Origin of the sequence: Mesorhizobium maamorense, assembly GCF_044998965.1 — a bacterium.
Lineage (GTDB): Bacteria > Pseudomonadota > Alphaproteobacteria > Rhizobiales > Rhizobiaceae > Mesorhizobium.
Genome location: NZ_CP173356.1, coordinates 4,220,558 through 4,243,882 on the forward strand (window position 1 = coordinate 4,220,558; position 23,325 = coordinate 4,243,882).

The 23,325-nt window shown below is 63.9% G+C and carries 21 protein-coding genes and 1 pseudogene; 13 read left to right on the plus strand and 9 right to left on the minus strand.

What is annotated here, in order from left to right; translation table 11 throughout:
• Positions 1-369 precede the first annotated feature (369 nt).
• Positions 370-1,248, minus strand: a complete 879-nt coding sequence (locus ACIU1A_RS21065) for a DMT family transporter (RefSeq protein ID WP_404927983.1) — start codon at positions 1,246-1,248, stop codon at positions 370-372.
• Positions 1,249-1,543: 295 nt separating this feature from the next.
• Here ACIU1A_RS21065 and ACIU1A_RS21070 point away from each other — a divergent pair, with 295 nt between their 5' ends.
• The gene (locus ACIU1A_RS21070; protein WP_246674162.1) at positions 1,544-1,936 is read left to right on the plus strand and encodes a gamma-glutamylcyclotransferase family protein; all 393 of its coding nucleotides are present in this window, start codon (positions 1,544-1,546) and stop codon (positions 1,934-1,936) included.
• Positions 1,937-2,091: 155 nt separating this feature from the next.
• The gene (locus ACIU1A_RS21075; protein WP_181167232.1) at positions 2,092-2,613 is read left to right on the plus strand and encodes a hypothetical protein; all 522 of its coding nucleotides are present in this window, start codon (positions 2,092-2,094) and stop codon (positions 2,611-2,613) included.
• 61 nt (positions 2,614-2,674) lie between these two features.
• Here the strand turns inward: ACIU1A_RS21075 and ACIU1A_RS21080 are convergent, their stop codons facing one another.
• Positions 2,675-3,652, minus strand: coding sequence for a zinc-binding alcohol dehydrogenase family protein (locus ACIU1A_RS21080; protein ID WP_404925194.1), 978 nt, complete (start codon positions 3,650-3,652; stop codon positions 2,675-2,677).
• 97 nt (positions 3,653-3,749) lie between these two features.
• On the opposite strand from ACIU1A_RS21080, the gene ACIU1A_RS21085 reads away from it, so the two are divergent.
• Entirely contained in the window at positions 3,750-4,151 is a 402-nt protein-coding gene (locus ACIU1A_RS21085; protein ID WP_140495976.1) for a helix-turn-helix domain-containing protein, read from the plus strand.
• 52 nt (positions 4,152-4,203) lie between these two features.
• On the opposite strand, the gene ACIU1A_RS21090 is transcribed toward ACIU1A_RS21085, so the two are convergent.
• Positions 4,204-4,809: an NADPH-dependent FMN reductase gene (locus ACIU1A_RS21090; protein ID WP_404925195.1), complete on the minus strand. Its 606-nt coding sequence runs from the start codon at positions 4,807-4,809 to the stop codon at positions 4,204-4,206.
• Positions 4,810-4,913: 104 nt separating this feature from the next.
• On the opposite strand from ACIU1A_RS21090, the gene ACIU1A_RS21095 reads away from it, so the two are divergent.
• Positions 4,914-5,282 carry a helix-turn-helix domain-containing protein gene (locus ACIU1A_RS21095; protein ID WP_181165214.1) on the plus strand — a complete coding sequence of 123 codons (369 nt, stop codon included), beginning with the start codon at positions 4,914-4,916 and terminating at the stop codon, positions 5,280-5,282.
• A gap of 94 nt (positions 5,283-5,376) precedes the next feature.
• Here ACIU1A_RS21095 and ACIU1A_RS21100 read toward each other — a convergent pair whose 3' ends face one another.
• Together ACIU1A_RS21100 and ACIU1A_RS21105 are read right to left on the minus strand one after the other, a co-directional pair.
• Complete coding sequence (locus tag ACIU1A_RS21100; RefSeq protein WP_404925196.1) at positions 5,377-5,772, minus strand: acyl-CoA thioesterase; 396 nt, start codon at positions 5,770-5,772, stop codon at positions 5,377-5,379.
• 127 nt (positions 5,773-5,899) lie between these two features.
• Complete coding sequence (locus ACIU1A_RS21105) at positions 5,900-6,841, minus strand: phosphoribosylaminoimidazolesuccinocarboxamide synthase (RefSeq protein WP_140556048.1); 942 nt, start codon at positions 6,839-6,841, stop codon at positions 5,900-5,902.
• A 206-nt stretch (positions 6,842-7,047) separates the two neighbouring features.
• Between ACIU1A_RS21105 and ACIU1A_RS21110 the strand changes: the two genes are divergently transcribed.
• The 3 genes from ACIU1A_RS21110 to ACIU1A_RS21120 are packed head-to-tail and all read left to right on the plus strand — an operon-like array spanning position 7,048 to position 10,789.
• A complete protein-coding gene (locus ACIU1A_RS21110; RefSeq protein ID WP_404925197.1) occupies positions 7,048-8,664 on the plus strand; it encodes a GMC family oxidoreductase in 1,617 nt (538 codons plus the stop codon).
• Positions 8,661-9,875: a mandelate racemase/muconate lactonizing enzyme family protein gene (locus ACIU1A_RS21115; RefSeq protein ID WP_404925198.1), complete on the plus strand. Its 1,215-nt coding sequence runs from the start codon at positions 8,661-8,663 to the stop codon at positions 9,873-9,875. The genes ACIU1A_RS21110 and ACIU1A_RS21115 overlap by 4 nt, the downstream gene beginning before the upstream one ends.
• A complete protein-coding gene (locus tag ACIU1A_RS21120; RefSeq protein WP_404925199.1) occupies positions 9,872-10,789 on the plus strand; it encodes an NAD(P)-dependent oxidoreductase in 918 nt (305 codons plus the stop codon). Before ACIU1A_RS21115 ends, ACIU1A_RS21120 begins: the two co-directional genes overlap by 4 nt.
• 90 nt (positions 10,790-10,879) lie before the next feature.
• On the opposite strand, the gene ACIU1A_RS21125 is transcribed toward ACIU1A_RS21120, so the two are convergent.
• Positions 10,880-11,818, minus strand: coding sequence for a diacylglycerol/lipid kinase family protein (locus ACIU1A_RS21125; RefSeq protein WP_404925200.1), 939 nt, complete (start codon positions 11,816-11,818; stop codon positions 10,880-10,882).
• Positions 11,819-12,615: 797 nt separating this feature from the next.
• Here ACIU1A_RS21125 and ACIU1A_RS21130 point away from each other — a divergent pair.
• The 3 genes from ACIU1A_RS21130 to ACIU1A_RS21140 all read left to right on the plus strand — a co-directional run bounded on the left by ACIU1A_RS21130 (position 12,616) and on the right by ACIU1A_RS21140 (position 15,114).
• On the plus strand, positions 12,616-13,746 hold the full coding sequence (locus ACIU1A_RS21130) for a hypothetical protein (protein ID WP_404925201.1): 1,131 nt from the start codon (positions 12,616-12,618) through the stop codon (positions 13,744-13,746).
• A gap of 207 nt (positions 13,747-13,953) precedes the next feature.
• A complete protein-coding gene (locus ACIU1A_RS21135; protein ID WP_404925202.1) occupies positions 13,954-14,469 on the plus strand; it encodes a hypothetical protein in 516 nt (171 codons plus the stop codon).
• A gap of 150 nt (positions 14,470-14,619) precedes the next feature.
• Positions 14,620-15,114: a YegJ family protein gene (locus tag ACIU1A_RS21140; protein ID WP_404925203.1), complete on the plus strand. Its 495-nt coding sequence runs from the start codon at positions 14,620-14,622 to the stop codon at positions 15,112-15,114.
• A 16-nt stretch (positions 15,115-15,130) separates the two neighbouring features.
• Here ACIU1A_RS21140 and ACIU1A_RS21145 read toward each other — a convergent pair.
• A pseudogene (locus ACIU1A_RS21145) lies at positions 15,131-16,082 on the minus strand (hypothetical protein).
• Between the two features lie 182 nt (positions 16,083-16,264).
• The gene (locus ACIU1A_RS21150) at positions 16,265-17,293 is read right to left on the minus strand and encodes a CapA family protein (RefSeq protein ID WP_404925204.1); all 1,029 of its coding nucleotides are present in this window, start codon (positions 17,291-17,293) and stop codon (positions 16,265-16,267) included.
• A gap of 142 nt (positions 17,294-17,435) precedes the next feature.
• Between ACIU1A_RS21150 and ACIU1A_RS21155 the strand changes: the two genes are divergently transcribed.
• Complete coding sequence (locus ACIU1A_RS21155) at positions 17,436-18,692, plus strand: hypothetical protein (RefSeq protein WP_404925205.1); 1,257 nt, start codon at positions 17,436-17,438, stop codon at positions 18,690-18,692.
• A 100-nt stretch (positions 18,693-18,792) separates the two neighbouring features.
• Here ACIU1A_RS21155 and ACIU1A_RS21160 read toward each other — a convergent pair whose 3' ends face one another.
• Positions 18,793-19,998 (minus strand): TauD/TfdA family dioxygenase, encoded by a 1,206-nt coding sequence (locus ACIU1A_RS21160; RefSeq protein WP_404925206.1) that lies wholly within the window; start codon positions 19,996-19,998, stop codon positions 18,793-18,795.
• Between the two features lie 102 nt (positions 19,999-20,100).
• Here ACIU1A_RS21160 and ACIU1A_RS21165 point away from each other — a divergent pair, with 102 nt between their 5' ends.
• Together ACIU1A_RS21165 and ACIU1A_RS21170 are read left to right on the plus strand one after the other, a co-directional pair.
• A complete protein-coding gene (locus ACIU1A_RS21165; protein ID WP_404925207.1) occupies positions 20,101-21,030 on the plus strand; it encodes a LysR substrate-binding domain-containing protein in 930 nt (309 codons plus the stop codon).
• A gap of 542 nt (positions 21,031-21,572) precedes the next feature.
• A complete protein-coding gene (locus tag ACIU1A_RS21170; RefSeq protein ID WP_404925208.1) occupies positions 21,573-23,204 on the plus strand; it encodes a tlde1 domain-containing protein in 1,632 nt (543 codons plus the stop codon).
• Positions 23,205-23,325: the final 121 nt, after the last annotated feature.

Sequence of the window (23,325 nt, forward strand, 5' to 3'; positions counted from 1 at the left end):
GTTCAGGTCATTCGAAACGGCAACCGCTTACGGAGCAACGTTGCCATGCACGATGTCGTTCCAGGAGCTTGCCACACAGTTCAGCATTACATCGACTATTGGGTGACATTTTTCGAAACGAAAGCACTAGAGGCCAAGAAATGGTCTATAAATCGTAATGAAGTCAGTAAAACTTTTAATAAAATTTGCGCTTATACCGAGAACACGGCGATATACTTGCTGCCACGCCTGGCGTAGGTCACAAAAAAAGCGATTCCGGCTTTCTGCCGCTCTGGAGCGATGGGCGAATTCGAGGGCTGGCGCATCGAGCGAGGGAACAGGCCTCGGGCCGGCGGCGCAGTGCCCGTTATTTGTCGCAGGGGAACACCGTCAAACCGCGGCTTCGATCGGCTCGGAAAGCTTCGGGTTCGAGCGCGAGGCGATCAGGCAGCTGGCCACAATGAGGCCCGCTCCCGCCAGCGTGGTCCAGGTCACCGCCTCGTCGAAGAAGAACCACCCAAGCGCGATCGCCCAGATGAAGGCGGAGTATTCGGTCGGGATCAGATATTGCGCTTCGGCGCGCGCGTAGGCCCAGCTCATCAGGAATTGGCCGGCGAGCGAAAGCGCCGTCACCCCGGCGAGAGGAAGCCAGAGCTCGCTTGGCAGCGCAATGGCAAGCCAGGGTGCCGCGAGACCGAGGATGACGGCAACGCAAAGGTTCTGGAACAGCATGATTTCGATCGGCTTGGCCAGCAGCGCCTGTTGCCGCGCGAGGATCAGGTTGTAGGCGTAGAACACCGTCGATACCAGCACGGCGGCCGTGCCGAGCAGGGCATCCTCGGCATAGGTCGCATGCCCGAACTGTCCGGCTATTATGATTGCGACGCCGGCAATGCCGGCCAGCGATGCCCAGATCGCCTGTCGCTGTATCCGTTCGCCCAGCAACAGTGCGGCCAGCAGGAGCGCAAACAGCGGCGCCACGAAACTGAGGCCGATCGCCTCCGCCAGCGGCAGCCTGGCAAGCCCCCAGAAGAACGACAGCAAGACAATGCCGACAACAACGGCACGCAGCGCATGCAGCCTCAACACGGAAACGGCGGGAAATGAACGCGATCCTGCCGACCAGCCGGCGCCCGCGACCACGGTCGCCAGCATGCTGCGCCATAGCACCGTGTTGTAGACGCCCACGGCAATGACCAGAACCTTCATCGCCGCATCCATCCCCGACAGAAGGAAGATGCCGAGCGCGCACACCAGCACCGGGATCATGGGGGAAACGACGCCTGCCAGGCTGGATGACTTCACGGGGCTTTGCTCATGTGATGGATCGCGGCCGGATATATCAGGGCAGAACGGCCGAGCCAGATGGCAGCTCCGCTCATATGGAGGGCCAACCCGTATCGGTCCGGCATCGCGCGAAAGCAACCTTCACAGCTCCACGCCTCAGCCCAGATACGATGCTGAACCCGCTGTCTTGCTCTCTTCCGCTGCCCCGAACGCCGATGAAAACAGATGAACTTCCAAGCTTGGCCGGCGTTCCCCGCGCATGATGCGGAAACTCTTCGTGTTTGGTACCTTGAAGAAAGGCTTTCCCCTTCACGGCGAGGGTTTGTCCGAAGCCGCATTTCTGGGCGCCTACAGGACGCGAGAGCGCTTCCCGATGCTGATCGCTGGACCTCGCTTCGCTCCGATGATGTTCAATGAACCAGGCGTCGGCTTCCAGGTCGGCGGCGAACTCTACGCCGTGGACGATCGCGCCTTGGCAAACCTCGACAGGATCGAATCCGTTGGCAAGCCCGGAAATTTGCGCGTGCTGATCGAAGCAGAGCCTGTCGATGGCGGGCCGCCTGTCTCGGCATATGTCTACATGAAATCCCGGCATCTCGCCGCGCCGATCCACTCCCGATATCTCAAGGACTACAATGATCGGCGCTTCGCGCTTTCATGGGGTGGCTAGAACAACTCCAGGAAACGTGCATGGCGTTTCCCGCCTGGTTCGGCTTTTCTGCGACGCCAAGTGGTTTCACCTCGCCACTGATGCTCCGGCACGTTTTAGCGCCAAGGGATTTTGAGCTAAGGTGACGCATCACCGATACGGCATAGAGCATTCTCATGACTGAACGTACCGGCGCCGGAGACAGCAACACGGCAGTCGCAAGCGATCCTGCCGACGACGATCCTCGCCTGGCATTTATCTATCAGGAGGCGGTGCGAGGCCTCAATCATCAGCAGAATCTCGTCGAGAACATGAACACGCGCGCGGGCAGCCTCATCTTCGCCACCGCGTTTGTAAACTCGTTGCTTGGCGCAAGGGCGCTTTCCGACGGGCTCGGGCTCTGGGATTGGATCGCAGTGGCCCTGCTGTTCGGCATCGGCGGACTGATCGTCTTCCTGCTTTGGCCCTATCACAAATACACGTTCCGCTTCGATCCGGAAGAGCTGCTCCATCAATATGTCGATGGCGACAGGCCGCTGAAGATATCGGCCATGCAGCGCGCGCTTGCCCTTCGCATCAAGGCCGACATGGCCAGCAACTGGCGCATCATCCAGCGGCTTCGGGTAGCATTGCAGATCGCGCTGGTTCTTTTGTTGTTCGATATCCTCGCCTGGCTGTTCGCGATCGCGGGCGTTTGACACGCACGATTTTGGGCCGAAGGCTATCTCCATCCCCAGCGGATTGCCCGGCAGCCCGACACTAAGGCATCAGCACGACCTTGCCGATCGAGCGGTGCTCTTCGAGCAGGCGATGCGCCTCGCCGGCTTGGTCGAGCGGAAAGCGCCCGCCAGTCGTGACGACAATGTCGCCGCTGGCAGCCAGATCGAAAAGCTCCGAAAGGCTCGCTCTCAGCACTCCAGGGGACAGCAGCGGGAGCAGCGCGAAGCCCTTCAACGACTGATTCCTGCCGATCATCGCCTCAAGCCGGGCAACGCCAAGCGCATAGCGGCCAAGTGCTGCAAACACGAGCTCGCCACCGGGCGCCAGGATATCGAGGAAGTCCCCGGTCATCGCTCCGCCGACGGTGTCATAGATCGTATCGAGACCACCCTGCGCCGCGTCTCTGGTTTCGGCCACCCAGTCTCCGGAATGACGATCGATGGCGATGTCGGCACCATGCGACATGGCGACGTCGAGCTTGGCCTTGCCGCCGGCGAGCCCAATGACCCGCCACGCGCCTTGGCGCTTCGCCAACTGGACGAGCAGCGAACCGACCCCGCCCGCGGCGGCGGGAACCAAAACCGTCCTGTTCGCCGGCGGACTTTGCCGCAACAGATGAAAGGCGGTCAGCCCCTGCACCATCAACGCCGTCGCCTCCTCGAACGAAAGCGGATCCGGCAAGGGCACTGCCAAGCCTGCGTCGATCGTCACATACTCGGCATAGCCGCCAAAGGGGCGTGTCGAGGCAAACAAAGGCGCCGCGATCCGGGTCCCGATCAGCGTATCGTCCGCCCCTTGCCCGACGGCCTCCACGACCCCCGCCGCCTCGACGCCGGGAACCATCGGCAATTGCGGCGTCACCGCATAACGATCCGCGCGCATCAGCACCTCGAAGAAGTTGATGCCGGCGGCATGAACGCGGATCAGCACCTCGCCGGCCTGCGGCTCCGGTGTCGGCAGGTCGACAGTCTCCAGCACCTCGGGGCCGCCGAAACGGCTGAATTGTGCGGCTTTCATGGCAAACTCCGATCGCTATGGCATCGGCCGCGGTTTGCCACTATCTGCGGGGCCTCGACTACACACTCATTTGTCCCCTGCTGACCAGGTGGTGACCATGGCGGGAATAACCAAGAGACTGCCGATGCTGCCGGCGGAGCGCGCCCTGAAAGTGATCGCAGGGCGCTGGAAGGCGGTCATCCTCTACCATCTCTTCGACGGCCCAAGGCGGCTGACCGCACTCAAGGCGCTGATGCCGGGCATCACCCAGAAAGTGCTGATCCAGCAGCTCCGCGAAATGGAGGAGCACGGTCTCGTCAGCCGCGAAATCTTCGCCGAAGTGCCGTCGCGCGTCGAATATTCCGCCACGCCGCTCGGCCTCAGCCTCGAGCCCATCCTGCTGGCGCTGTGCCAATGGGGCCAGCACCACGCCGACGAACTGAACGAAAAGCATCGCCTTGCCGACTGCGTCATCCGGCCACGGCCAGGGCGGGACGAGCAAGCAGCCTTCCGCAACTGAAAGGGCGGCGCAAGCGCCGCCCCACATCCTTGGGAGGATGATTTCGAGGCGGTCAGGCCGCCTTGATTTCCTCGTCTATGGCGTCGGCCTGGCGCGCGGTCTTCAGCGCCTTGGCCCACCAGGCGACGTCGTTGACGAGCGCGGTCGCGGCCTGGTTCAGGTGCTCGATCTCCTCGAGCTTCTTCTCGCCCTGGCGCACCGCGAGGAAATCGCCCCAGGCGATATGGACGGCCGACTTGACCGGCGCCATCTGCAATTCGACCGCGTGGAGGCGCAGCTGCTCGACAGCGCGGGCACCGCCGACGCTGCCATAGCCGACGAAGCCGGCCGGCTTCTTGTTCCATTCATTGGCGGCGTAATCGATGGCGTTCTTCAGCACGGCCGTCGGGCCGTGATTGTACTCGGCGGCGGTGAAGATGAAGCCGTCATATTCGGCGACCTTCTTCTGCCAGCGCTGCGCCACCTCGTTGGTCGATGGCACCCAGGCGGAGGATGCGACCTCGTCGAAGAAGGGCATCGGGAAATCGCGCAGGTCAACGACATCGACCTCGATATCGGCATGCGATTTGGCGATCTTGGCGATCCATTGGGTGGGCACGTCGGCGAAGCGCGCGGCGCGTGTCGAACCGACGATGACGGCGATCTTGGGTTTGGACATAGGGGCTCTCCTGGTAAGCAATTCCTGGGCAGGTAAGACTGGTATCGTTTGGATACCGGGGCTATATGAGTTCCTGTCAACTTCATGCGCAAGGAGGCACCTTTTTGTTACTGAGGAACCCGCACAACACCGAAGACTGCCGTGCCGTTTCGGAAATCCTGCAGCGCGTCGGCGACAAGTGGACCGTGCTCGTCGTCGGCAAGCTCGGCGACGGACCGCTGCGCTTCAATGAGCTGCGCGCGGCTGTCGGCGGCATCTCGCAGAAGATGCTGACCACCACCTTGCGAGGGCTGGAACGCGACGGTTTCGTCACCCGCACCGTGTTCCCGACCATTCCGCCGCGCGTCGACTACGAGCTGACCGAACTCGGCCACGAACTGCTGGTCCCCGTCAGCGCGCTCGGCGAATGGGCGCGCAGGAACACCACGCGCGTACGGGCCGCGCGTGCGAAATTCGATGGCCTGCATGGCTGAAATTCTACAGTCGTTCAGCAATCATTGACTGATTGTCTTCGTGTCCGCACCGCCGCCGCAGGGCTGAAAGACAGTTTCACAGCGGTCCCAGGCTTTAGCTTTCGGCCGGAACGGCCTTCGGCTTGCCCTCGCCGTCCAGCGCCACCATGACGAAATCGGCGTGCGTGACCTTTTCCATCAGGTCGGAGAGATAGCGCTGCGCCCAGGCCTCGACCTTGAGCGTCATCGAGCTGCGGCCGACGCGCTCGACATGGGTGTAGATGCACAGCGTATCGCCGATCTTCATCGGCTTGGCGAAGGACATCTCCTTGACCGCCGCCGTCACCACGCGGCCCTTGGCGCGCTCGGCGGCGCGGATGCCGCAGGCCAGGTCCATCTGCGCCATCACCCAGCCGCCGAAAATGTCGCCGGCGGCATTGGCGTCCGAAGGCATGGCCAGCGTGCGCAGCGTCAGATCGCCGATCGGCCGCCCGTCCGCGTAATGCACCATGCGAGTTATCCCCAGAGATTGACTGCCCTGATCCCGTATCGTCAAGGCGCCAACGCGTCAACGCGAGACGATCGCGATCCACGGCTCGGACCTTCATTTCGAGTCCCCCGCAAGGGCTCGCGGCCTTCTAGAAATAGCGCTCGAGGTTCGCTCGAATGCGATCCAGAACAGTATGCCCGGAAACGTCGGGGACGAACGTCTTGCCGGTGATGGCCTCGTAAGCCTGCGCATAGACTTTGGAGGCCTGTTCGACGATCTCATCCGGGATTTCCGGAATAGGCTCCCTGTAGGGATCGCAGCGCGCCGTCACCCACGATCGGATGAAATCCTTGTCGAAACTTTCCGGCCGAGTGCCGTTCGCCAGGGCCTGTTCGTAACTCCCGGCGATCCAATACCGGCTGCTGTCGGGCGTGTGGATTTCGTCGGCCAGGATGATCGTCCTGTTTTGGTCGATGCCGAATTCGTATTTCGTGTCGGCGAGGATCAGGCCGCGTTCGGCGGCACGCGCCTGGCCGCGGGCGAACAGGTTCAAGGCGTAATCCGAGACGGTGTCCCACTGCGCCTGGGTGAGCAGGCCCTGTTCGATGATCTCGGTCCTGGACAGCGGCTCGTCATGGCCGCCATGCGCAGCCTTGCTGGTCGGCGTGATGATCGGTTCGGCCAGCTTCTCATTGTCGCGCAGGCCGTCCGGCAGCCGCATGCCATACATGTCCCGTTCGCCGCGACGATAGCGGGTCAGGATCGAGGTGCTGGTGGTGCCCGCCAGATAGCCGCGCACGACGATCTCGACCGGCAGGATGTCGAGCCTGGTGCCGACGACGACATTCGGGTCGGGATATTCGAGAACATGGTTCGGGCAGATATCGGCGGTTTCCTCGAACCAGTACCGCGCCGTCTGCGTCAGGACCTCGCCCTTGAACGGGATCGAGGTCAGGATGGTGTCGAAGGCGCTGAGGCGGTCTGTGGCGATGATGATGCGCCTCCCGTCCGGGAGGTCGTAATTCTCGCGGACCTTGCCCTTGTAGTGACCCGGCAGTTCGGGAATGAAAGCATCCGACAGGACACGCATGGGATCTCCTGCCTTGCGCAGATTGGCCGATGTCCTCGCATAAGCTGTCGACCCCATGCGTATCAAGCGGGATTGCTAAGGGTTCCCCGCAACTGGATCCGGCATCGCGGTCGCTTTTTTCACAACGCATGCCGGAAGGCCCAGCGACGCGGCAAGCCCGCCCCGTCTAGGCTGCGGCCAGATTTCCGGAGCCGGCCATACCCATCATGCAGACCTACGACTTCATCATCGTCGGCTCCGGCTCGGCCGGTTCGGTGCTCGCCGATAAATTGTCGGCCTCGGGCCGCTTTTCGGTGCTTGTGCTCGAAGCCGGCGGCAGCGACCGCCGCTTCTACGTGCAGATGCCGCTCGGCTACGGCAAGACCTTCTTCGATCCCACGGTCAACTGGAACTACAAGACCGAGCCGGATCCCGGTCTTGGCGGCAATGTCGACCACTGGCCGCGCGGCAAGTTGCTTGGCGGGTCCAGCTCGATCAACGCCATGGTGTGGATCCGCGGCGCGCGCGAGGATTTCGACGACTGGCGCGACGCGGGCAATCCCGGCTGGGGCTATGACGACCTGCTGCCGGCCTTCAAGGCGCTGGAGGACAATGAAGCCGGGGCCGACAGATGGCGTGGCAGAGGTGGCTCGCTGCACATCAGCGATACGTCTGATGCCGTCCACCCGCTGACGAGGCGCTACCTCGCCGCCGGCCAGCAGGCCGGCCTGCCGTTCAATCCCGATTTCAACGGCGCTGCACAGGAAGGCGTCGGCGTCTACCAGATCTCGACCCGCAACGGCCGCCGCATGTCGGCCGCGCGCGCCTTCCTGCGCCCGGCGATGAAGCGCGCAAACGTCCGTGTCGAGACCAACGCGCTGGCAAGCCGCATCCTGTTCGAAGGCAAGCGTGCCGTCGGGGTCGAATATTTACAGAACGGCCAGACGAAAACGGCCCGCGCGGGCCGCGAAATCATCCTGTCCGCCGGCTCGATCAACTCGCCACAGCTTCTGCAACTCTCCGGCGTCGGTCCGGCGGCGCTGCTCCACGGGCTGGGCATCCCGGTCATTCACGCCAACGAGAATGTCGGCGCCAATCTGCAGGACCATGTCGGCATCAATTACACCTTCAAGGGCAGGTTGCCGACGCTAAACCAGATCCTGCGTCCCTGGTGGGGCAAGCTCATGGTCGGCATGCAGTACATCCTGACGCGTTCCGGCCCGCTGTCGCTGTCGATGAACCACGGCGGTGGCTTCTTCCGCACCGACCCGGCCTTTTCGCGCCCCAACATGCAGCTCTATTTCCAGGCGTTTTCGACCGTCATCCCGAAGAGTGGCGAGCGCCCGATCCTGACGCCGGACCCTTGGCCTGGCTTCTCCATCGGCTTGTCCAACTGCCGCCCGTCGAGCCGCGGCGAGATCATGATCCGCTCCAGCAATCCGTTGGACCATCCCAAGATCGTCGCCAACGCCTATTCGACCAATGCCGATGTCGAGGAGATGCTGGCGGCGGTGAAATTCGTGCGCAAGATCGCCTCGATGCCGGCTATGGCCGAGATCATCGCGGAGGAGGTTTTGCCAGGCCCATCAATCACTTCGGACGCCGACCTGATCACGGATTTCAGGAAACGCTCCGGCACCGTCTATCATCCGGTTTCGACCTGCCGCATGGGACCCGATCCCGCGCGCGCCGTGGTCGATCCGCGGCTCAAGGTACATGGGCTAGAAGGCTTGCGCGTGATCGACGCCTCGATCTTTCCCGACAACATAACCGGCAACACCAACGCCGCCTCGATCCTGACCGGATGGAAAGGCGCCGAACTGGTTCTGGAGGACCAAGAATGAAGATCACCGACGTCAAGACCTGGGTTGTCGGCAATCCGCCGCCCGGCATCGGCGGCAAGTATTTCATCTTCGTCAAGCTTACCACCGATGGCGGTGTGGTGGGTTACGGCGAGGCCTACAACGCCACCTTCTCCGCCCATGTCACGACCAGGATGGTCGAGGACATGGCCGAGCGCTATCTCCTCGGCCGCGATCCGCACGACATCGAGAATTTCTTTCGCCGCGCCTATTCCTCCGGCTTCACGCAGCGGCCCGACGTGTCCGGCATGGGCTGCGTCTCGGCGCTGGAAATGGCCTGCTGGGACATTATTGGCAAGGAAGCGGACAAACCAGTCTACAAGCTGCTCGGCGGCCAGGTGCACGAGACGCTGCGCTCCTACACTTACCTCTATCCGCATACCGGCAGCGTCCATTCCGAGGACGCCCCGGACGGCAGGAATGTCTACAACGACCCCGAAATGGCGGCGGCCTGCGCGCTCGAATATGTCGAGCAGGGTTTCAATGCCGTCAAGCTCGACCCGGCCGGTCCCTACACCGCCTTTGACGGCCACCAGCCGCGCCTGCTCGACATCGACGTCTCGACCCGCATGATCAAGGCGATCCGCGAGGCGGTCGGCACGCGTGCCGACATATTGTTCGGCACGCACGGCCAGTTCACCGCCTCCGGCGCCCTGCGCCTTGCCCGTGCCATCGAGCCCTACGACCCCTTGTGGTTCGAGGAGCCGGTGCCGCCCGATATGCCCGAAGTCATGGCGCAGGTCGCCCGCGCGACTTCCATCCCGATCGCCACCGGCGAACGGCTGACGACCAAGTTCGAATTCGCCCGCGTCATAGAGAACCGCGCCGCGACCATATTGCAGCCGGACCTCGGCCGCTCCGGCGGCATTCTCGAAACCAAGAAGATCGCCGCCATGGCCGAGGCCTACCACATCCAGATCGCACCGCATTGCTATTGCGGACCGATCGTCGGCGCCGCCAACATCCAGTTGGCGGTGACGCTGCCCAACTTCCTGATCCTGGAATCGCTGAAGCAGTGGGACGGTTTCCACGCCACGTTGCTCAAGAAGAAGATCGAGTGGCAGGACGGCAACGTCATCCCGTCGAAGGAACCTGGCCTCGGCGTCGAACTCAACGAAGACGTCTGCGACGCTCACCCCTACACCGGCAAGGACCTGCATTTGCAGATGATGCAAACGCCGCTGATGCCGTGAGCGAACGCTACGCCTTCATCGGCCTTGGCCATCTCGGCGGCAAACTTGCCGCCAGCCTGGTGCGCAACGGTTTTGCCGTCACCGTGTTCGACCGGGAGCCCACCGCCGTCCAGCGCCTCGTGGCGCTCGGCGCTATCGCTGCCGGCAGCCCCGCCGAGGCGGCTGAGCGGGCGGGCAATGCCATAACTTGCCTGCCATCGCCGAAGGCCAGCGAGGCGGTTCTCGCCTGGCCTATTGGACTGCTCAACGGCCTCCCCGCCGGCGGCACCTGGATTGAGATGTCGACCAATGGCCGCGACGAGATCGTGCGCCTCGCGGGCCTCGCCTCGGCCAGGGGAATCGAGACCTTGGAATGCCCGGTCACCGGTGGCGTGCATCTGGCGGCGGCCGGGAAAATCACCGCGCTGGTCGGTGGCGATGCCGCCCTCTACGAGCGTCATCGCCCTGCCATCGATGCGATGTGCGCGAAGTCGTTCCTGATGGGCCCGATCGGCTCGGCGGCGGTGATCAAGGTCATCACCAACATGCTGGCCTTCATCCATCTCGTCGCCGCCGGTGAGGCGCTGATGCTGGCTAGGCAAGGCGGGCTCGACCTCGCCCAAGCCTATCACGCCATCGTTGCCTCCTCCGGCAACAGCTTCGTCCACGAAACCGAAAGCCAACTCATCCTGAACGGCTCCTACGACATCGGCTTCACCATGGACCTGGCGCTGAAGGACCTCGGCTTCGCGCTGGGCATGGGTCGGGATTTCGGTGTGCCGGTGGAACTGGCATCGCGCGTCAATGCGATTTTCGAGCAGGGCAAGGCGGCTTACGGCGGCGGCGCCTGGTCGACCCAGGTTGTCAAATTGCTCGAGGACGCTGTCGGCGCCGACCTGCGCGCGCCCGGTTTTCCGTCCAAACTGGAAATCTGAATCCGGGAAACTTGAAGCGGTTTCAAAAGGTTGAGCGCTCATCCGGAATCAGGACCGGAGCGACCTGAATCAAAGCCGCAACGTCTTGATTCAATATCTGAGCGTCAGAGCGCCGGGCAGGATCTCGAAGGTCGCTGGTATGCGCCCGGGCGACTCACCATCGATGTCGACCAGCGCGCCGTTCTTTTCCACGTCGCCGAGCGGTTCGACAACCACTTTCTTGCCGCGCAGGATGGTGATGGCCGGATGGTTGCGATGCCTGCCGCCATAGAGCAGGCGGATATCCCAGATCAGCTTCAGCTTGCTGGCAGCCCGCAGGATGACGATGTCGAATTGGCCGTCGGTCAGTTCGGCGTCCGGCGCGATCATCATGCCGCCGCCGAAGAATTTGCCATTGGCCACCGCGACCAGCGCCATGCGCGCCTCAACCGGCGCGCCGTCATCGACTGAAATCGTCACATCCTGGAACCGGTAGCGGACGAATTCGACCACGGTGCGCCACAGGAACAGCGTCTTGGCCGCAACCTTGCCTTTACGCTTGTCGGCGTTGACGGCGCGATCGGTTGCGCCCGAGAGCCCCAGGCTCGCAATGTTGACGAAGTGCCGGCTGGCCAGCGCGCCATGATCGTCGATATAGCAGATGCGCCCTGCATCGACCGCCCTGCCCTTGGCCCCGGCGATCCGCTTCAGCGTCGCGTCCACCTCCTTCGGCAGGCCGAGCCCGCGCGCGAAATCGATACCCGTGCCGCACGGCAGCAGGCCGAGTTCGGGCGCGCGGCCGTTTTCCTTGCATGCCTGCAACAGGCCGTCGGCCACTTCGCTGGCAGTGCCGTCGCCACCGGCCGCGATCACCAGGTCGAATCCGTTTGCCGCGAGGTCGAGCGCCAGCCTTTCGGCATCGCCTTCGGCCTGCGTTTCGCGCAGCTCGAAATCGCCGAAGTGATTTTTCAGCGAAGCGGCGACCTCGGACCAGTGCCGTTTCAGCCAGCCGCCGCCGGCAATCGGATTGAGCACCACCCCGACCTTCAATGCGCATCCCTCCCCGCAAGGCGCCAGGCACGCACTGCCCGATCCTTCGCCGGCATTGAAGCCCGCGCCCGTCGGCTGAGCAATAGGCGCTCTCGGTTCGCGTGCCGAAAAAAGCAGGGCAGGCTGTCTAAGGCCTTGGTGCCTGAAATTCCGAGGCTTCTGGCAATGGTCCCCGATAATCCCGCTATCCACAGGCCCGCGGGCATTCCCCAACATCCTTGGCCGGCGTAAGTTTAGCCCATCTCAGGCGGCTACCGATCGCCCAGCCGAAAGGCGAAGGTGAAAGGCGGATTTCCTGAGGCCCGTACGGCCCGAAGCGAGAGCAGGCTCGCCTGCTTCGAGGGACGGAAGCCGAGACCTACGGGGCCGCGGAAAGCGTGCCAACGCCGACGGCGGACCGATGCTGCCATGAAGGACGGCAAAAACCTTCGATGGCCGCAGGGCAAAGCCCGCAAGGGTGGAGACCGGCGTGGTCTGGAACGGGCGCGGCCTTCGGGCGGCGACTGGCAGGACCGTCAAAATCAAGGCCGGCTTGGTGCGACGACTTTAGGGGAGTTGCTGCCGTGACCGTGTCCTGGTCTGACAGGGAGGCGCTGGGAGAAATCCCGGCGCCGACTGTCTTTTTACTTCCCGCTCAAGCGCCTTCCCGGCGAAGTTGCGGGCGCCGCTTCACCGCGCGCCAAAATCGGTTAGTATTGCCCTGTCAGAGTCCGTTTGCGTTTGCAGGCGGATTCGCTGAAGGGGGATACTTCATGACATTGATCCAGAAGCTTGCCGCCGCCATGGCCTGACCGGCCATGGTCCTGTTCCGCTTGCTGAAGCGTATCATCAGGACGATTCTCTGGCTGATCGTCATCATTGTCCTGATCCCGATCGCCGGGCTGGCCTACGGTTTCCTGACGACGCCGTCGCTGGACAAGACACCGTTGCCGGGTATCGCCGAAGGTGCACCGCCGCCGGCGCTCGCCGCCAGGGTGCGCGCCGAAATCCCCGGCTACCAGCGACCTGAGGAATCGACCTTCCTCACCTACCCGGAATGGGCCATCGTCTATGCTGCGCGCGAATATGCCGGCTTCGTCGCCAAGGACCAGCCGAGCGGCTTTCCCTATTTCGCCTATGTCGGCCGCTTCTGGCAGGACTACGCCATGGTGATCCGCGCCAGCTCCGCCTATAAATTCAACTACGCCAACCACCAGATGCCGGTCGTCATCGGCACCAGCCACACGATCGAGCATGCCGTGCAATGGGCTTATGAAAACACGGTGGGCCGCATCACCGAGGCGATTGCGGGCAGGCGCACGGCGACTGACATCTATCAGGCCAAGGTGGCGGCCGAATACGCCGCCTTCCTCGACCAGGGCCCGTGGCACCAGTTTCCGTATGCCGAGAAGCGCGCCGGGCTTTTCGCGGTCCAGCCGGCGCCGGGCGACAGCGCCGTGCGCACCAGCGAACGCAAGCTTGCCTTCGGCCTCGCCGACACCATCAAGCAGTTCTATGCCAGTCTGATCAGGCAGGCACTCGCGGCAACGTCCGATCCGGCCTTGCTCGACATCCACGTCTGGGCCAAGGGACCGGTCGGCGAAGCGACGCGCAACGAAGCCGACACCTTGCTCGAACGCGACTACGGCCCCGACGGCACCGTTTTCGTCACCAAGCGCTACCAGGTGTTCACCGACATGATTCCGCGCCTGATCGACAAGGGCGTCTCATTCGTCGAGATCGGCGGCAACGACGAGATCATGATCACCGTGCTCTCCACGGATTCGATCGCCGTCCCCGAAGGCATGCGCATCCTGTTCAGCTATCCGCTGCCGGCCGATCCATCGACACGCCGCACCGGCATGGTCGTAGCCGTACCCAGGCTGCATCTGGTATTGCCGGCGCTGATCAAGTCAGGCGCCAGGCTGGAGCACGTCTACGACTACTGAGGCCTTTCGGCCACGCTGCGCGGAGAACGGCCGTGTCGAGCGCCCGCCACGCTCATTTCACAATCGCGGCCAAATCCCGCCTTGTTCACGCGCGATGGACTGTCGCATGTCGCCCAAAGCGTGCCCGCAGGCTCCGCTCAGGGACCGGTTTGGATCGCGACATGCACCTGAATGGGCTGCCGAGGGGCACATCGAGGGGACGAGACCGTGATCAAGACCTCCCTTGTCGCCATGACCATCGTCGGCTGCGACTGCGACGCCAAGCTTTGCGAATATATCGGCGAGACGCCGGCCAAATGGTCGACCATCGCCGAGTGCGAAGCGGCGATGAAGAGCCAGATGCTGCACGAGCGCAATTTCAACTATCCGCTCGTCTCTGGCATCTGCCGCGCGAAAGGTTCCGCGCCCTTTTCGCAACTGGCCGCGACGGCTTCGCGCCCGGAGCTGAGGCCCGCCAGCCGCGCCGTTGAACCGACGCTGCCGCCCGAGCTGAGCCACAGGCCGACGGTCCCGGTCGGCTCGCCGACGACGGCGATGGAAGCGGCCGCCGCGCGGCCGGTCGCCTATGAACAGGTGGTCGATGGCGGCACCGGCGTGCTCTATCGTACGAAAAACGGCTATGCCGTCGTCAAGACCGATCTTGGCCGCGCTGTATCGGCGACCGCCGACATGGCCAAGCGGTCGGCCAACTGGCTGGCTGGCCTGGTGCCGAGCAAGCTGTAGGGACGAAGCCTTCTTCACCGACGTCACCATGCCGGTCTTGTCATCGACGGCCGCCGCCACCTTGGACCTGAAGAGGCAAACTCGCGCCAAGGTTGCAAATCGGATAGCGATGCAGCATTGTGTCGACCGCAATGATGAAGGGGGCCTTCCATGAAACCAGCGGTCCGAACTGCGGCAGCCTTGATGCTGGCGCTTGCTCCGGGATCGGTCGGCGCGCAAGGCGTGGATCCAGGTGACGACAAGGGGATCATCTTCGCTGCGGGCGATCCCGACATGGCTGCGGCGACCAAGCAGGCGCTCGCCGGCCTGGATGACTTCCTGGCACTGTCCGAAATGCCTCCTTCCGGCACAGGCAGGTTCAAGTTGAAGGTCAAGGTGCGGGATGGGCATGTCACCGAGCACTTCTGGGTCATACCGTTCCGCCGTGCCGGGACAGGGTTTGTCGGCATATTGGCCAATGAGCCGGAGGCAGTGCACAACGTCGTGCTCGGCCAGAACATAGAATTCACCAGGGACGACATTTCCGACTGGGGATATACGCGGGACGGCCATCAGGTCGGCAGCTTCACGATCTGCGTGATGTTCAAGCGAATGTCGAAAGAAGAGGCGGACAACATGCGCGAAAAGTACGGCTTCGATTGCTGACGGGAACGCCGGCTGATCAAGCCGCTTCGTCCCTGGCGCCGATCTTGCGCACCAGCGCTGCCGTCGCCAGCATCGCGCCCATGTCCGATATCATCGGCGCGACATGGGCTTGGTAGTCCAGTGGCACCGAAATGGCGGGCAGTTCGAAGAAATTCTTCGCCTGCGGCAGGAGCAGAAAACCGTCGCTGCCGTTGAGGGCCACGCGCGCCGGTTCCTCCGGCCAGGTTTCGCCCAGCCATTTCAGCGCCTGCGCGAGCCGGCCGCTCACCAATGGCTGCGCCTCCTCGGCATTGTCGGTGCGGAACTCATAGGCGGCATCGAGTTCCGGCACGCCGGATGACAGTTCCTGCATCTTGCTGGCGAACATGCCACGGAAGAAGCCGACGACGGCATTGGTCCGCCGCGTCGCCACCAATATTCCCGGAAACGGTTCGATGGCTTCGAAGGCGACGATCACACCTTTGAAGGCCGTCGACGAGCCTTTGCCATTTCCTTCCCGCAGCTCCGCTTCGTAGAGCTCGAACGGAAACTCTTCGTAGCGACCGGAAACGACATCATCGAACGACTGCCGGTTGAACGGCCCGACCGCCTCGCGCGGCAGCCGGTCGAAGGAATTTGGCCGCCCGCCATGCGCGTAGCGCACGTCGCGGATGAAGCCGAAGATGATGGGCAGCAGTGTTTGGCGAAATGATTGCTGCAGCCGCGTCGCCGGCTTCATCGCCTGGAAATAAAGCAGGATCGAAGCTGCGAACCCGACGACGTAGAGGAACACATGCGGCGTCGAGAACCATTGCTCGTTGGGATCGGCGACCTTGTTGAACAGCCAGGCGATCAGCACCACCGTCGCCAGCACCAAACCGACGAACAGCGGCACCCGCCAGCGTACCTGCCGCACCACGGAGGCCCGCGCCGCTTCATAAGCCTCGATGTTTTTTCCGGATGCCGGCAACCACGGCGTCGCCGGGCATGAAATCCGCTGTTTCCACCGCCACCCCCGCTTGCCTGGACCGGTTCATGATAGCCGGTTTTGTCTGAAGTATCGACTGTAGCGCCTCTTCAACAGATGCTTGCGCCGCCCCTTCATTCGCCAATCATCAGCGCTTTGAAAAGCGCCGACATGGCGATCTTGGCCAATGTCCACCACCTGTAGTTACGGAAAGACCGCGCTCAACCGCCTTTGCACCTTGTCCCGCATGCGGCCCTCCAATCCTTCCACCGGCGCCAGCCGCTCATGATCCCCGGCGCGCAGCCGCACAAAGGGATGCATCCGGTAGGAAATGACTGACCCCCGCGTTCCCGCATCGGCGCTGACGTCGGCGATAAGAATCCCGCCAATGCGTCCCGGCCAAGGCTGGCGGATAAGGGCGGTTCCGAGGAAATCGCCAAGTCCATAGGCGACAATCGTATCGCCGATCCGCTCCACCGGCTGCACGACATGGGCGTGGTGGCCGGCGATCAGCCCGACGCCCTGCCCTGCCAGGCGCCTCGCCAGTCTCCGCGTTTCGGCGCGCGGAAAGTGGCGGAACTCCCAATCCCAATGCGGCACGGCGCAGAGGAGATCGAACCCGTCACCTCGCAGGTGGGCAATATCGCCGGCCATCGAAACGCGGCCGGCGAACAGGTCCTCGCCCGCATTGCGCCACAGCGTGAAGGCGGCGAACCCGACAGTCAGCGGCCCGACTTCGACAGGCTGCACCGGGCTGTTGCCGGCGAGGCCAATAGTGCCGATACCGAGCCGCTTCAGCGCCGCCACGGTCTCATCGAAACCGGCGACGCCCTGGTCGAGCACATGGTTGTTGGCCAGCGACAGCACCAGTCTTTCACGCGAGATGCCGACTGCCGCCAGCGCGTCCCCGAGAAAGCGCTCGCTCATCGCGTGATGGGTGCCGAGCCTGGTGCCGAGCACGGCACTCGGCTTGTCCACGATCGGACTTTCGCAATTGCCGATCACCAGGTCGGCCGCACCGAGCAGCGTGTTGATCGCCGGATGGCAGTCAGGAGCGCTGCGGTTGGCCACCGCCGAAATGTCGCCGACGAAGGCGAGCCGCACCGTCCGCCTCGGCGCCCGATCCATCATCGTGCCGGCCATTGCCGCGAAAGCCTGTGCGTCGCCGGACAGCGACGGTTTCAGGAATCGCGGCAGCCACGACAGTTTGTAGGAGAGCGGATAGTTCGACACGCGATGTCCAATCGTTTGCCCTGTGTAGACCGTCTGCCGGGCGCGTTGAAGCCAGCCAATGGCAATCATGCATCAGCGCCCGGCAGACGCGGCATTGCAAATGCGTGTATGATTGCCGGCACGACGCGCATGGGAGGGGAAAATGACACCACTGGCAAGTCTGCTGGCATTGGCACTTGCTCTGGTTCTGCCGATGTCTTCGGCGCAGGCCGCCATGCCCGAAGCCGCGGCCGCTCTGTTCGAGGCCAAAACCGTGACCGCGCGCGACACGGCGCTATCGACGCTGGAGGCAGCCGCATCCACCGACCCGGCATCCGCCTATGCCGCCGGCGCCGGCGAATTCTTTACCGCGCTGGAATTGCTGGCCAGCGGCCTGCACCGCCATGGCTTCGAGAGCCCGCGATCCTTCATGCTGCCGCTGATGCGGCTGCCTGTGCAGGAAAACCCGAACCCCGAACCGCTGACCTACGAACAGTTCCGCGCCATATTGGTCGCCTTCCGCAACCGGTTGGAAAAATCCGCCGCGACGCTGGGGTCGGTGCCGGCCGATGCCGGTATCGGCATTGTCATCGACCTCACCCAGGTCGGCATCGACCTCGACGAGGACGGCACGATCGCGCCGGATGAGAGCATGGCCGCCATCATGGCCTCGCTGTCGCGTGGCGGCGTGGCGCCCGACGATGCCGCGCCTGCGCTCACCTTCCGCTTCGACCGCGCCGACGGCTACTGGCTGCAGGGCTATGCCGAGTTCCTGATGGCGCAGGCCGATTTCTGGCTGGCACATGATTTCAGGAGCACGTTCGACGGTTCTTTCCATATGCTCTTCCCGCGCGCAAAACTGCCGTTGCAGGACATCCTCGTTCCGCCGGCTGGCGACATGGGCAGCAGCATCTTCTCCTCGGAATGGCGCATCGCCGATTTCATCTCGCTGGTGCATCTCGTCAACTGGCCGGTGGTCGAGCCCGAGCGGCGGCAGGCGGCGCGCCGTCACCTGCTGGAGATGATCCGGCTGTCGCGCGAGGACTGGAAGGCGATCCGCGCCGAGACCGACAATGACCGCGAATGGCTGCCGGGACCGCAACAGAAGGGCGAAAACCCGCTCACCGGCCTCGAAGTCGGAGAGCAGCAGGTCGCGGCCTGGCTCGCCACCTTGACCATGGCCGAGGACCTGCTCGAAGGCCGCGTGCTGCTGCCGCATTTCCGCATCACCGGCAAGGGCATCAACATGAAGCGCTTCTTCGACGAGCCGAAACCCTTCGACCTGGTGCTGTCGATCACCGGCCCGGCCATCGCGCCCTATCTCGAAAGCGGCAGGATCCTGACCAGCGACGACTTCGACCAGATCCAGAGCGAGTTCGGCGGCGGTGGCCTCCTGACGTTTGCGCTGTGGTTCAACTGAGGGCCCAAGAGGACTGCGTTCCTGGGCGGTCGGCGCCAGCCCCACCCGGACCTGCGGTCCGAAATCCCCACAAGGGGAGGTAGAAGCTCCATTGCAAACCCTAGAAAATCGCGCCCTGGTACAGCACCGCTTCCGCCTCCTCCGGCGCGAACCGCCGCGCCAGCGTGCGAAAGGCGCTGTGCACGCCGTCGCGGTCGATGTTGCAGCTTCTGAGATGACGGACCGCCAAGGTCGGATCGAACGCCGTGCGGCCATGCAGGACGCGCTGGTTGTCGAAGACCAGCACCTCGCCGGGCTGAAGCTGGTGCTGGAACTGGTTTTGCGGGTCGCAGATCAATCGCGTCAGTTCGGCCAGCGCTTCGATCAGGCTGTCGATCTCGGTTTCAGGCGCCTGTTGCGGTGCCAGGCAGCGGTCATTATAGCGGATGCCGGTGACCTGCCCGACGGCATCGAGACTGATGACATGCGCCTCGGCGCTGAAGAACACCTCTCCGGCATGCTCGCGGTGGAAGGTGACGCCACGCCGGGTCAGGAGATCGAACAGCTCCGGTGTGCCTGTCCGCATCAGCTCGGCGACATGGAAGCCATCGACCGTCAGCGAGGTGCCGCCGGTGCCGGCGCCGGTCCTAATGGCATGGAAGAAGATGAAACCCGGCGGTGCGTAGCGGAATGGTTCGTCCGTGTGCGGGATCTGCGCCCGTGCCGTCTCTCCCGCCACCCGCGCGTCCGGCCGCGAGATCAGGTCGAACACCTTGCCGTAGCTGGTCTCGCGGATCGGCCCGTAACGGCCGGCGACGCGGGCCGTCGCTTCCTTCTCGGCCGGCACGCCGGTCAGCATGGCGATGCCATGGTCGCGCAATGCCCTGAGCGACTGGAACAGCGCTTCGTCGTCGCCGACCACCGCATCGAAGGCGAAGCGGCCGAGCCGTGCAGCTAGGCCGCCGTCCCATAATTGCGGCTCGAACCGGGCCGCGCCGGCGTCATCGGTATGGCTCGCCAGGAAGGCAGCGTCGTAACGCGACACATGTCCGTCTTGCCAGATGGCCGTGACCTGTCCGGGTGTGGAGGCGTCGAAGCTCTCGGCATGGATGGCCGTGCTGATATCGGCCGGCGTCAGCCACCTCTTGCCGGAGGCGGTGTCGCCACATGCCTCGCATTCGCAGGCAAGCCGCAGCCAACGCGTCGACAGCCTTGCGGTGCGGCCGCCGACCAGCTCGACGGCGATGCGCGCGCCCTCGGCACGGATGGCGCGGATCGGGGCGGCCGCCCGCTTCGTTTCGGTTGTATGGCTTGGCGTATCGAGCATCGTGGCGTTCCCCTGCGATTGAATTTCTCCAGCAAGCCTATGCATGGAAAATCCATGTTTCAAACGAGTTCCCTTCCCGCAATTTTGAGGTTGGCTCAAAATATGACGACGTTGAGGGATTTGCCGCTGTCCGGTTTGCGGGCTTTGGTGGCTGCTGGCAGGACCGGCAGCCTGACGCGCGCCGCCGAGGAACTGGGCGTCACGCCGGGCGCCATCGGCCATCAGATAAAGCAGTTGGAAGAGCGGCTTGGCGCCAGGCTTGTCCGGCGCCAGGGCAATGGCATCGTGCTTACCCGCGCCGCCGAGGCAGGCCTGCCCGACATCGACCGGGGTTTCGACGCCCCGGCCTCCGGCATGCGGCGGCTGCGCTTCGAGCGGCAAGCGGAAACCTTCACCATCTCGGCCGACCCGTCCTTCGCCTCGCTGTGGCTGGCGCCGCGCCTGGCCGTGGTGCGGCCTTTCCTGGGCCGGCTCGAGGTTCGCATCATCGCCTCCGTCGCACTCGATGCCATGCTGGAGGAAGGCGTCGACCTCGCCATCAGCTACCGGAAGGGGGCCGCGCCGGACACCCTATCCCTCGACCTGTTCACCGAACGGGTGATCCCGGCCTGCGCGCCGGCTCTGCTCGAAGGCCATGCGCGGGCTGATGCGGCCGAAGTGCTGGATAGAATGCCGCTGCTGCACATCGATCCGACCATGGGCGACGATGTCTATCCGGCATGGCGCGACTGGTTCTTGGCCGCCGGACGGCAGCGCAAGGGGATCGATCAAGGCCCCCGCTTCGGCTTGACGATCGTCGCCGCGCAAGCCGCCATTGCCGGGATGGGCGCCTTGCTGGCCAGCGAACTGGTGTTGCGGCGCCACCTCGAGCCCGACCATCTCATCGAGATCGCCGGGGATGTGCCGGCGTTGACGATCAAGCGCCGCTTGCTTTGGCCGCAGCATGGTCCGAAGGCGCGCCGGGCCGCAGCCGTCGCCACCGAACTGGCAGCAATGGCCGATATTGGCATTGGTGGCGCCCTGCCTGTGTGAAGCCGAGCAGGTTCATCGTTTGAAGCCGCTAAGGCGAGTTGGCCAACAGCGCCGAGAGCACGAGGCCGGACAGTTCGGATTGCCGGAGAACACGGTGGCCGATCAATGGTCGCCGCGAAACCGCGGTACGGGCCGGTTATCTGCGGCGGGCGGGTAGCAGTTTTGGGGCGACGCGCTGGGCCTTCTCGGGAGTACGGAATGACACGCGCCACCGTCGCGGCCCCGCTGAAACGGCCATTCGCTTCAATTAGCAAGAGCTGTTTTGCTTGACTCGGCCGTTAAAAGCAGGCAGCAAAATACTCTTGGAAGGGCTGCAATACCGCGTTCATGGTCGTGGACGAGCCTTTTTTGGCACAAAGTCCACGTCTCTCGGTTGGTTTTGAGAGGGATTGGTTAACCAACTTTGTCCATATTTTGAAGCAATCGGCAACCAAAGACAGGCGCGGCAAACGCGTCGGGGACCACCTGGGATCACTCACAGAATGGTCGTCGCGGCTATCACAGCCGCGGACGTGGGAGCCGATTGGAGCAAGATTGGTTGAATGGCGTTCTTGAGTAAGAAAATTGTCGGGGACAGGCGTTGGGACGGCGAAGCTGCCGACAACGCGTCACGTGCCTCATCCTTCAACTCTAAGCGGATCGTCCGCTGGGTCGCCGTGCCCGGCGTCAGCGCTGCCGTTGGCCTGTGGCTGGTCGGTACAATGGCTGGTCTGAGCTCAGTCGGCGCTTCGCTGTCGTCGACGTCGAGTGTCCTGCCGCAGAGGCTGGCCATGCCGGGCTCGCTCGCTCTTGCCGATCCGCTGAAACAGCATTTCCTGATGCCCGCTGCGCCATTCGCACTGGCCAACGCCGATGGCGGCACTCAGGCGCTGCAGAACCACGCCGTGCAATGCGGCTCCGGATGCTTCAGGCTGGCCGCCCTCGCCCCCCGGGCGGAAAAGTCGGCGCGCCTCGTGGCCGCGTCCACAGCACACCCTGTCCCGGTCGCCAAGACGACCTCGCAGGAGCGCTTCGAGCGCATGGAAGCATCTCTCTCGCCAAGCAAGCTCGCCGCCGCCTTCGCCAACGCGGCCAAGCCCGTGACCGCGGCCGGCGCACCCGCCCGTCCTATCATCTCGACCTCCGCTCCACAGGTCGCCGAGGCATCGCTGGTGCCGGGCGCCAAGCTCGTCGCCAGCCTGTCTGAAGACTTGCCGGCACCCGCGGCGGAGCGCTTCGCCCGGATCGACACCGGCTCGGCGGTTGTCCAGACAGCGCCGCAGCCGATGCATTTTGCCCAGCCGGATGCCGGCACGCCGGACAATTCGCAACTGGCCCTCGCGCTTGCCCGCTCGCTGCCTGTCGAGGACGAGGCATTCGCCTCGCCATTGCCGATGACGGACTCTTCGGCCGATGTCGCGGTTTCGCCTGTCGAAACCCAGCAGGAACAGCCGGGCGATGCCGCGGCCTTGCCCGACGCGCTCACCGATGACGTGCCGCTGCCGACCCGTCGGCCGCAATTCGACGCGCCGGAGCCGTTGAAGTCCGTGGAGCAGGAGAAGCCGGCCCAACAGCCCAAGATCGTGCAGCAGAAGCCGGCACCTCAGACAAAGCCGGTCCAGCAAGCCCAGCCGGCAAAGCCGGCCCGGCAGGGCCGGCCGGCGGATGGCGGCGACGCGTTGGCCTATGCGAAGCCAGACACGCCTTCGGGCGGCCTCGGCCAGGCGTTCAGGAACCTGTTCAACGCGCCGGGCGGCTCCAGGAGCGGAGCCGGCAGCGGTGTCGCCATCTATGACATCAGCGCCAAGACCGTCTACATGCCCGACGGTTCGAGGCTCGAAGCGCATTCGGGCATCGGCGCCATGGCGGACCAGCCGCGCTATGCCGATCAGAAGAACCGCGGACCGACACCGCCCAACACCTACAATCTGTCCTTGCGCGAGTCGCGCTTTCATGGTGTCGAGGCTTTGCGTCTGACACCCGTCGATGGCCGCAATAAATACAACCGCGACGGGCTGCTGGCCCACACCTACCTGCTTCGGGGCCGCTACGCACAGTCCAGTGGATGCGTCGCCTTCAAGGACTATGCGCGCTTCCTCGCCGCCTTCAAGAAGGGCAAAATCAAGCGCCTCGTCGTGGTGCCGCGCCTGAACGGATCGCCGACACGCGTGGCGGACAACGCACGCGGCGCCTGACCGCAATAGGCAGGCATCACCGGCACTTGCCTCCTCCTGACAGCCTTCTGTCAGGAGCCGCATCTGGTGGTGCGCCTCGGCTGATCGCGCTCTTTCCATTTTCGCCGAGACCTCCCATATT

Bases quoted from the DNA above. Each gene is read 5' to 3' on its own strand.
- ACIU1A_RS21075 (WP_181167232.1), top strand. From the start codon at position 2,092: ATGACTGAACGTACCGGCGCCGGAGACAGCAACACGGCAGTCGCAAGC.
- ACIU1A_RS21155 (WP_404925205.1), top strand. From the start codon at position 17,436: ATGACACCACTGGCAAGTCTGCTGGCATTGGCACTTGCTCTGGTTCTG.
- ACIU1A_RS21165 (WP_404925207.1), top strand. From the start codon at position 20,101: ATGACGACGTTGAGGGATTTGCCGCTGTCCGGTTTGCGGGCTTTGGTG.
- ACIU1A_RS21130 (WP_404925201.1), top strand. From the start codon at position 12,616: ATGGTCCTGTTCCGCTTGCTGAAGCGTATCATCAGGACGATTCTCTGG.
- ACIU1A_RS21080 (WP_404925194.1), bottom strand. From the start codon at position 3,652: ATGAAAGCCGCACAATTCAGCCGTTTCGGCGGCCCCGAGGTGCTGGAG.
- ACIU1A_RS21105 (WP_140556048.1), bottom strand. From the start codon at position 6,841: ATGCGTGTCCTGTCGGATGCTTTCATTCCCGAACTGCCGGGTCACTAC.
- ACIU1A_RS21085 (WP_140495976.1), top strand. From the start codon at position 3,750: ATGGCGGGAATAACCAAGAGACTGCCGATGCTGCCGGCGGAGCGCGCC.
- ACIU1A_RS21140 (WP_404925203.1), top strand. From the start codon at position 14,620: ATGAAACCAGCGGTCCGAACTGCGGCAGCCTTGATGCTGGCGCTTGCT.
- ACIU1A_RS21100 (WP_404925196.1), bottom strand. From the start codon at position 5,772: ATGGTGCATTACGCGGACGGGCGGCCGATCGGCGATCTGACGCTGCGC.
- ACIU1A_RS21065 (WP_404927983.1), bottom strand. From the start codon at position 1,248: ATGATCCCGGTGCTGGTGTGCGCGCTCGGCATCTTCCTTCTGTCGGGG.
- ACIU1A_RS21170 (WP_404925208.1), top strand. From the start codon at position 21,573: ATGGCGTTCTTGAGTAAGAAAATTGTCGGGGACAGGCGTTGGGACGGC.
- ACIU1A_RS21115 (WP_404925198.1), top strand. From the start codon at position 8,661: ATGAAGATCACCGACGTCAAGACCTGGGTTGTCGGCAATCCGCCGCCC.
- ACIU1A_RS21110 (WP_404925197.1), top strand. From the start codon at position 7,048: ATGCAGACCTACGACTTCATCATCGTCGGCTCCGGCTCGGCCGGTTCG.
- ACIU1A_RS21090 (WP_404925195.1), bottom strand. From the start codon at position 4,809: ATGTCCAAACCCAAGATCGCCGTCATCGTCGGTTCGACACGCGCCGCG.
- ACIU1A_RS21160 (WP_404925206.1), bottom strand. From the start codon at position 19,998: ATGCTCGATACGCCAAGCCATACAACCGAAACGAAGCGGGCGGCCGCC.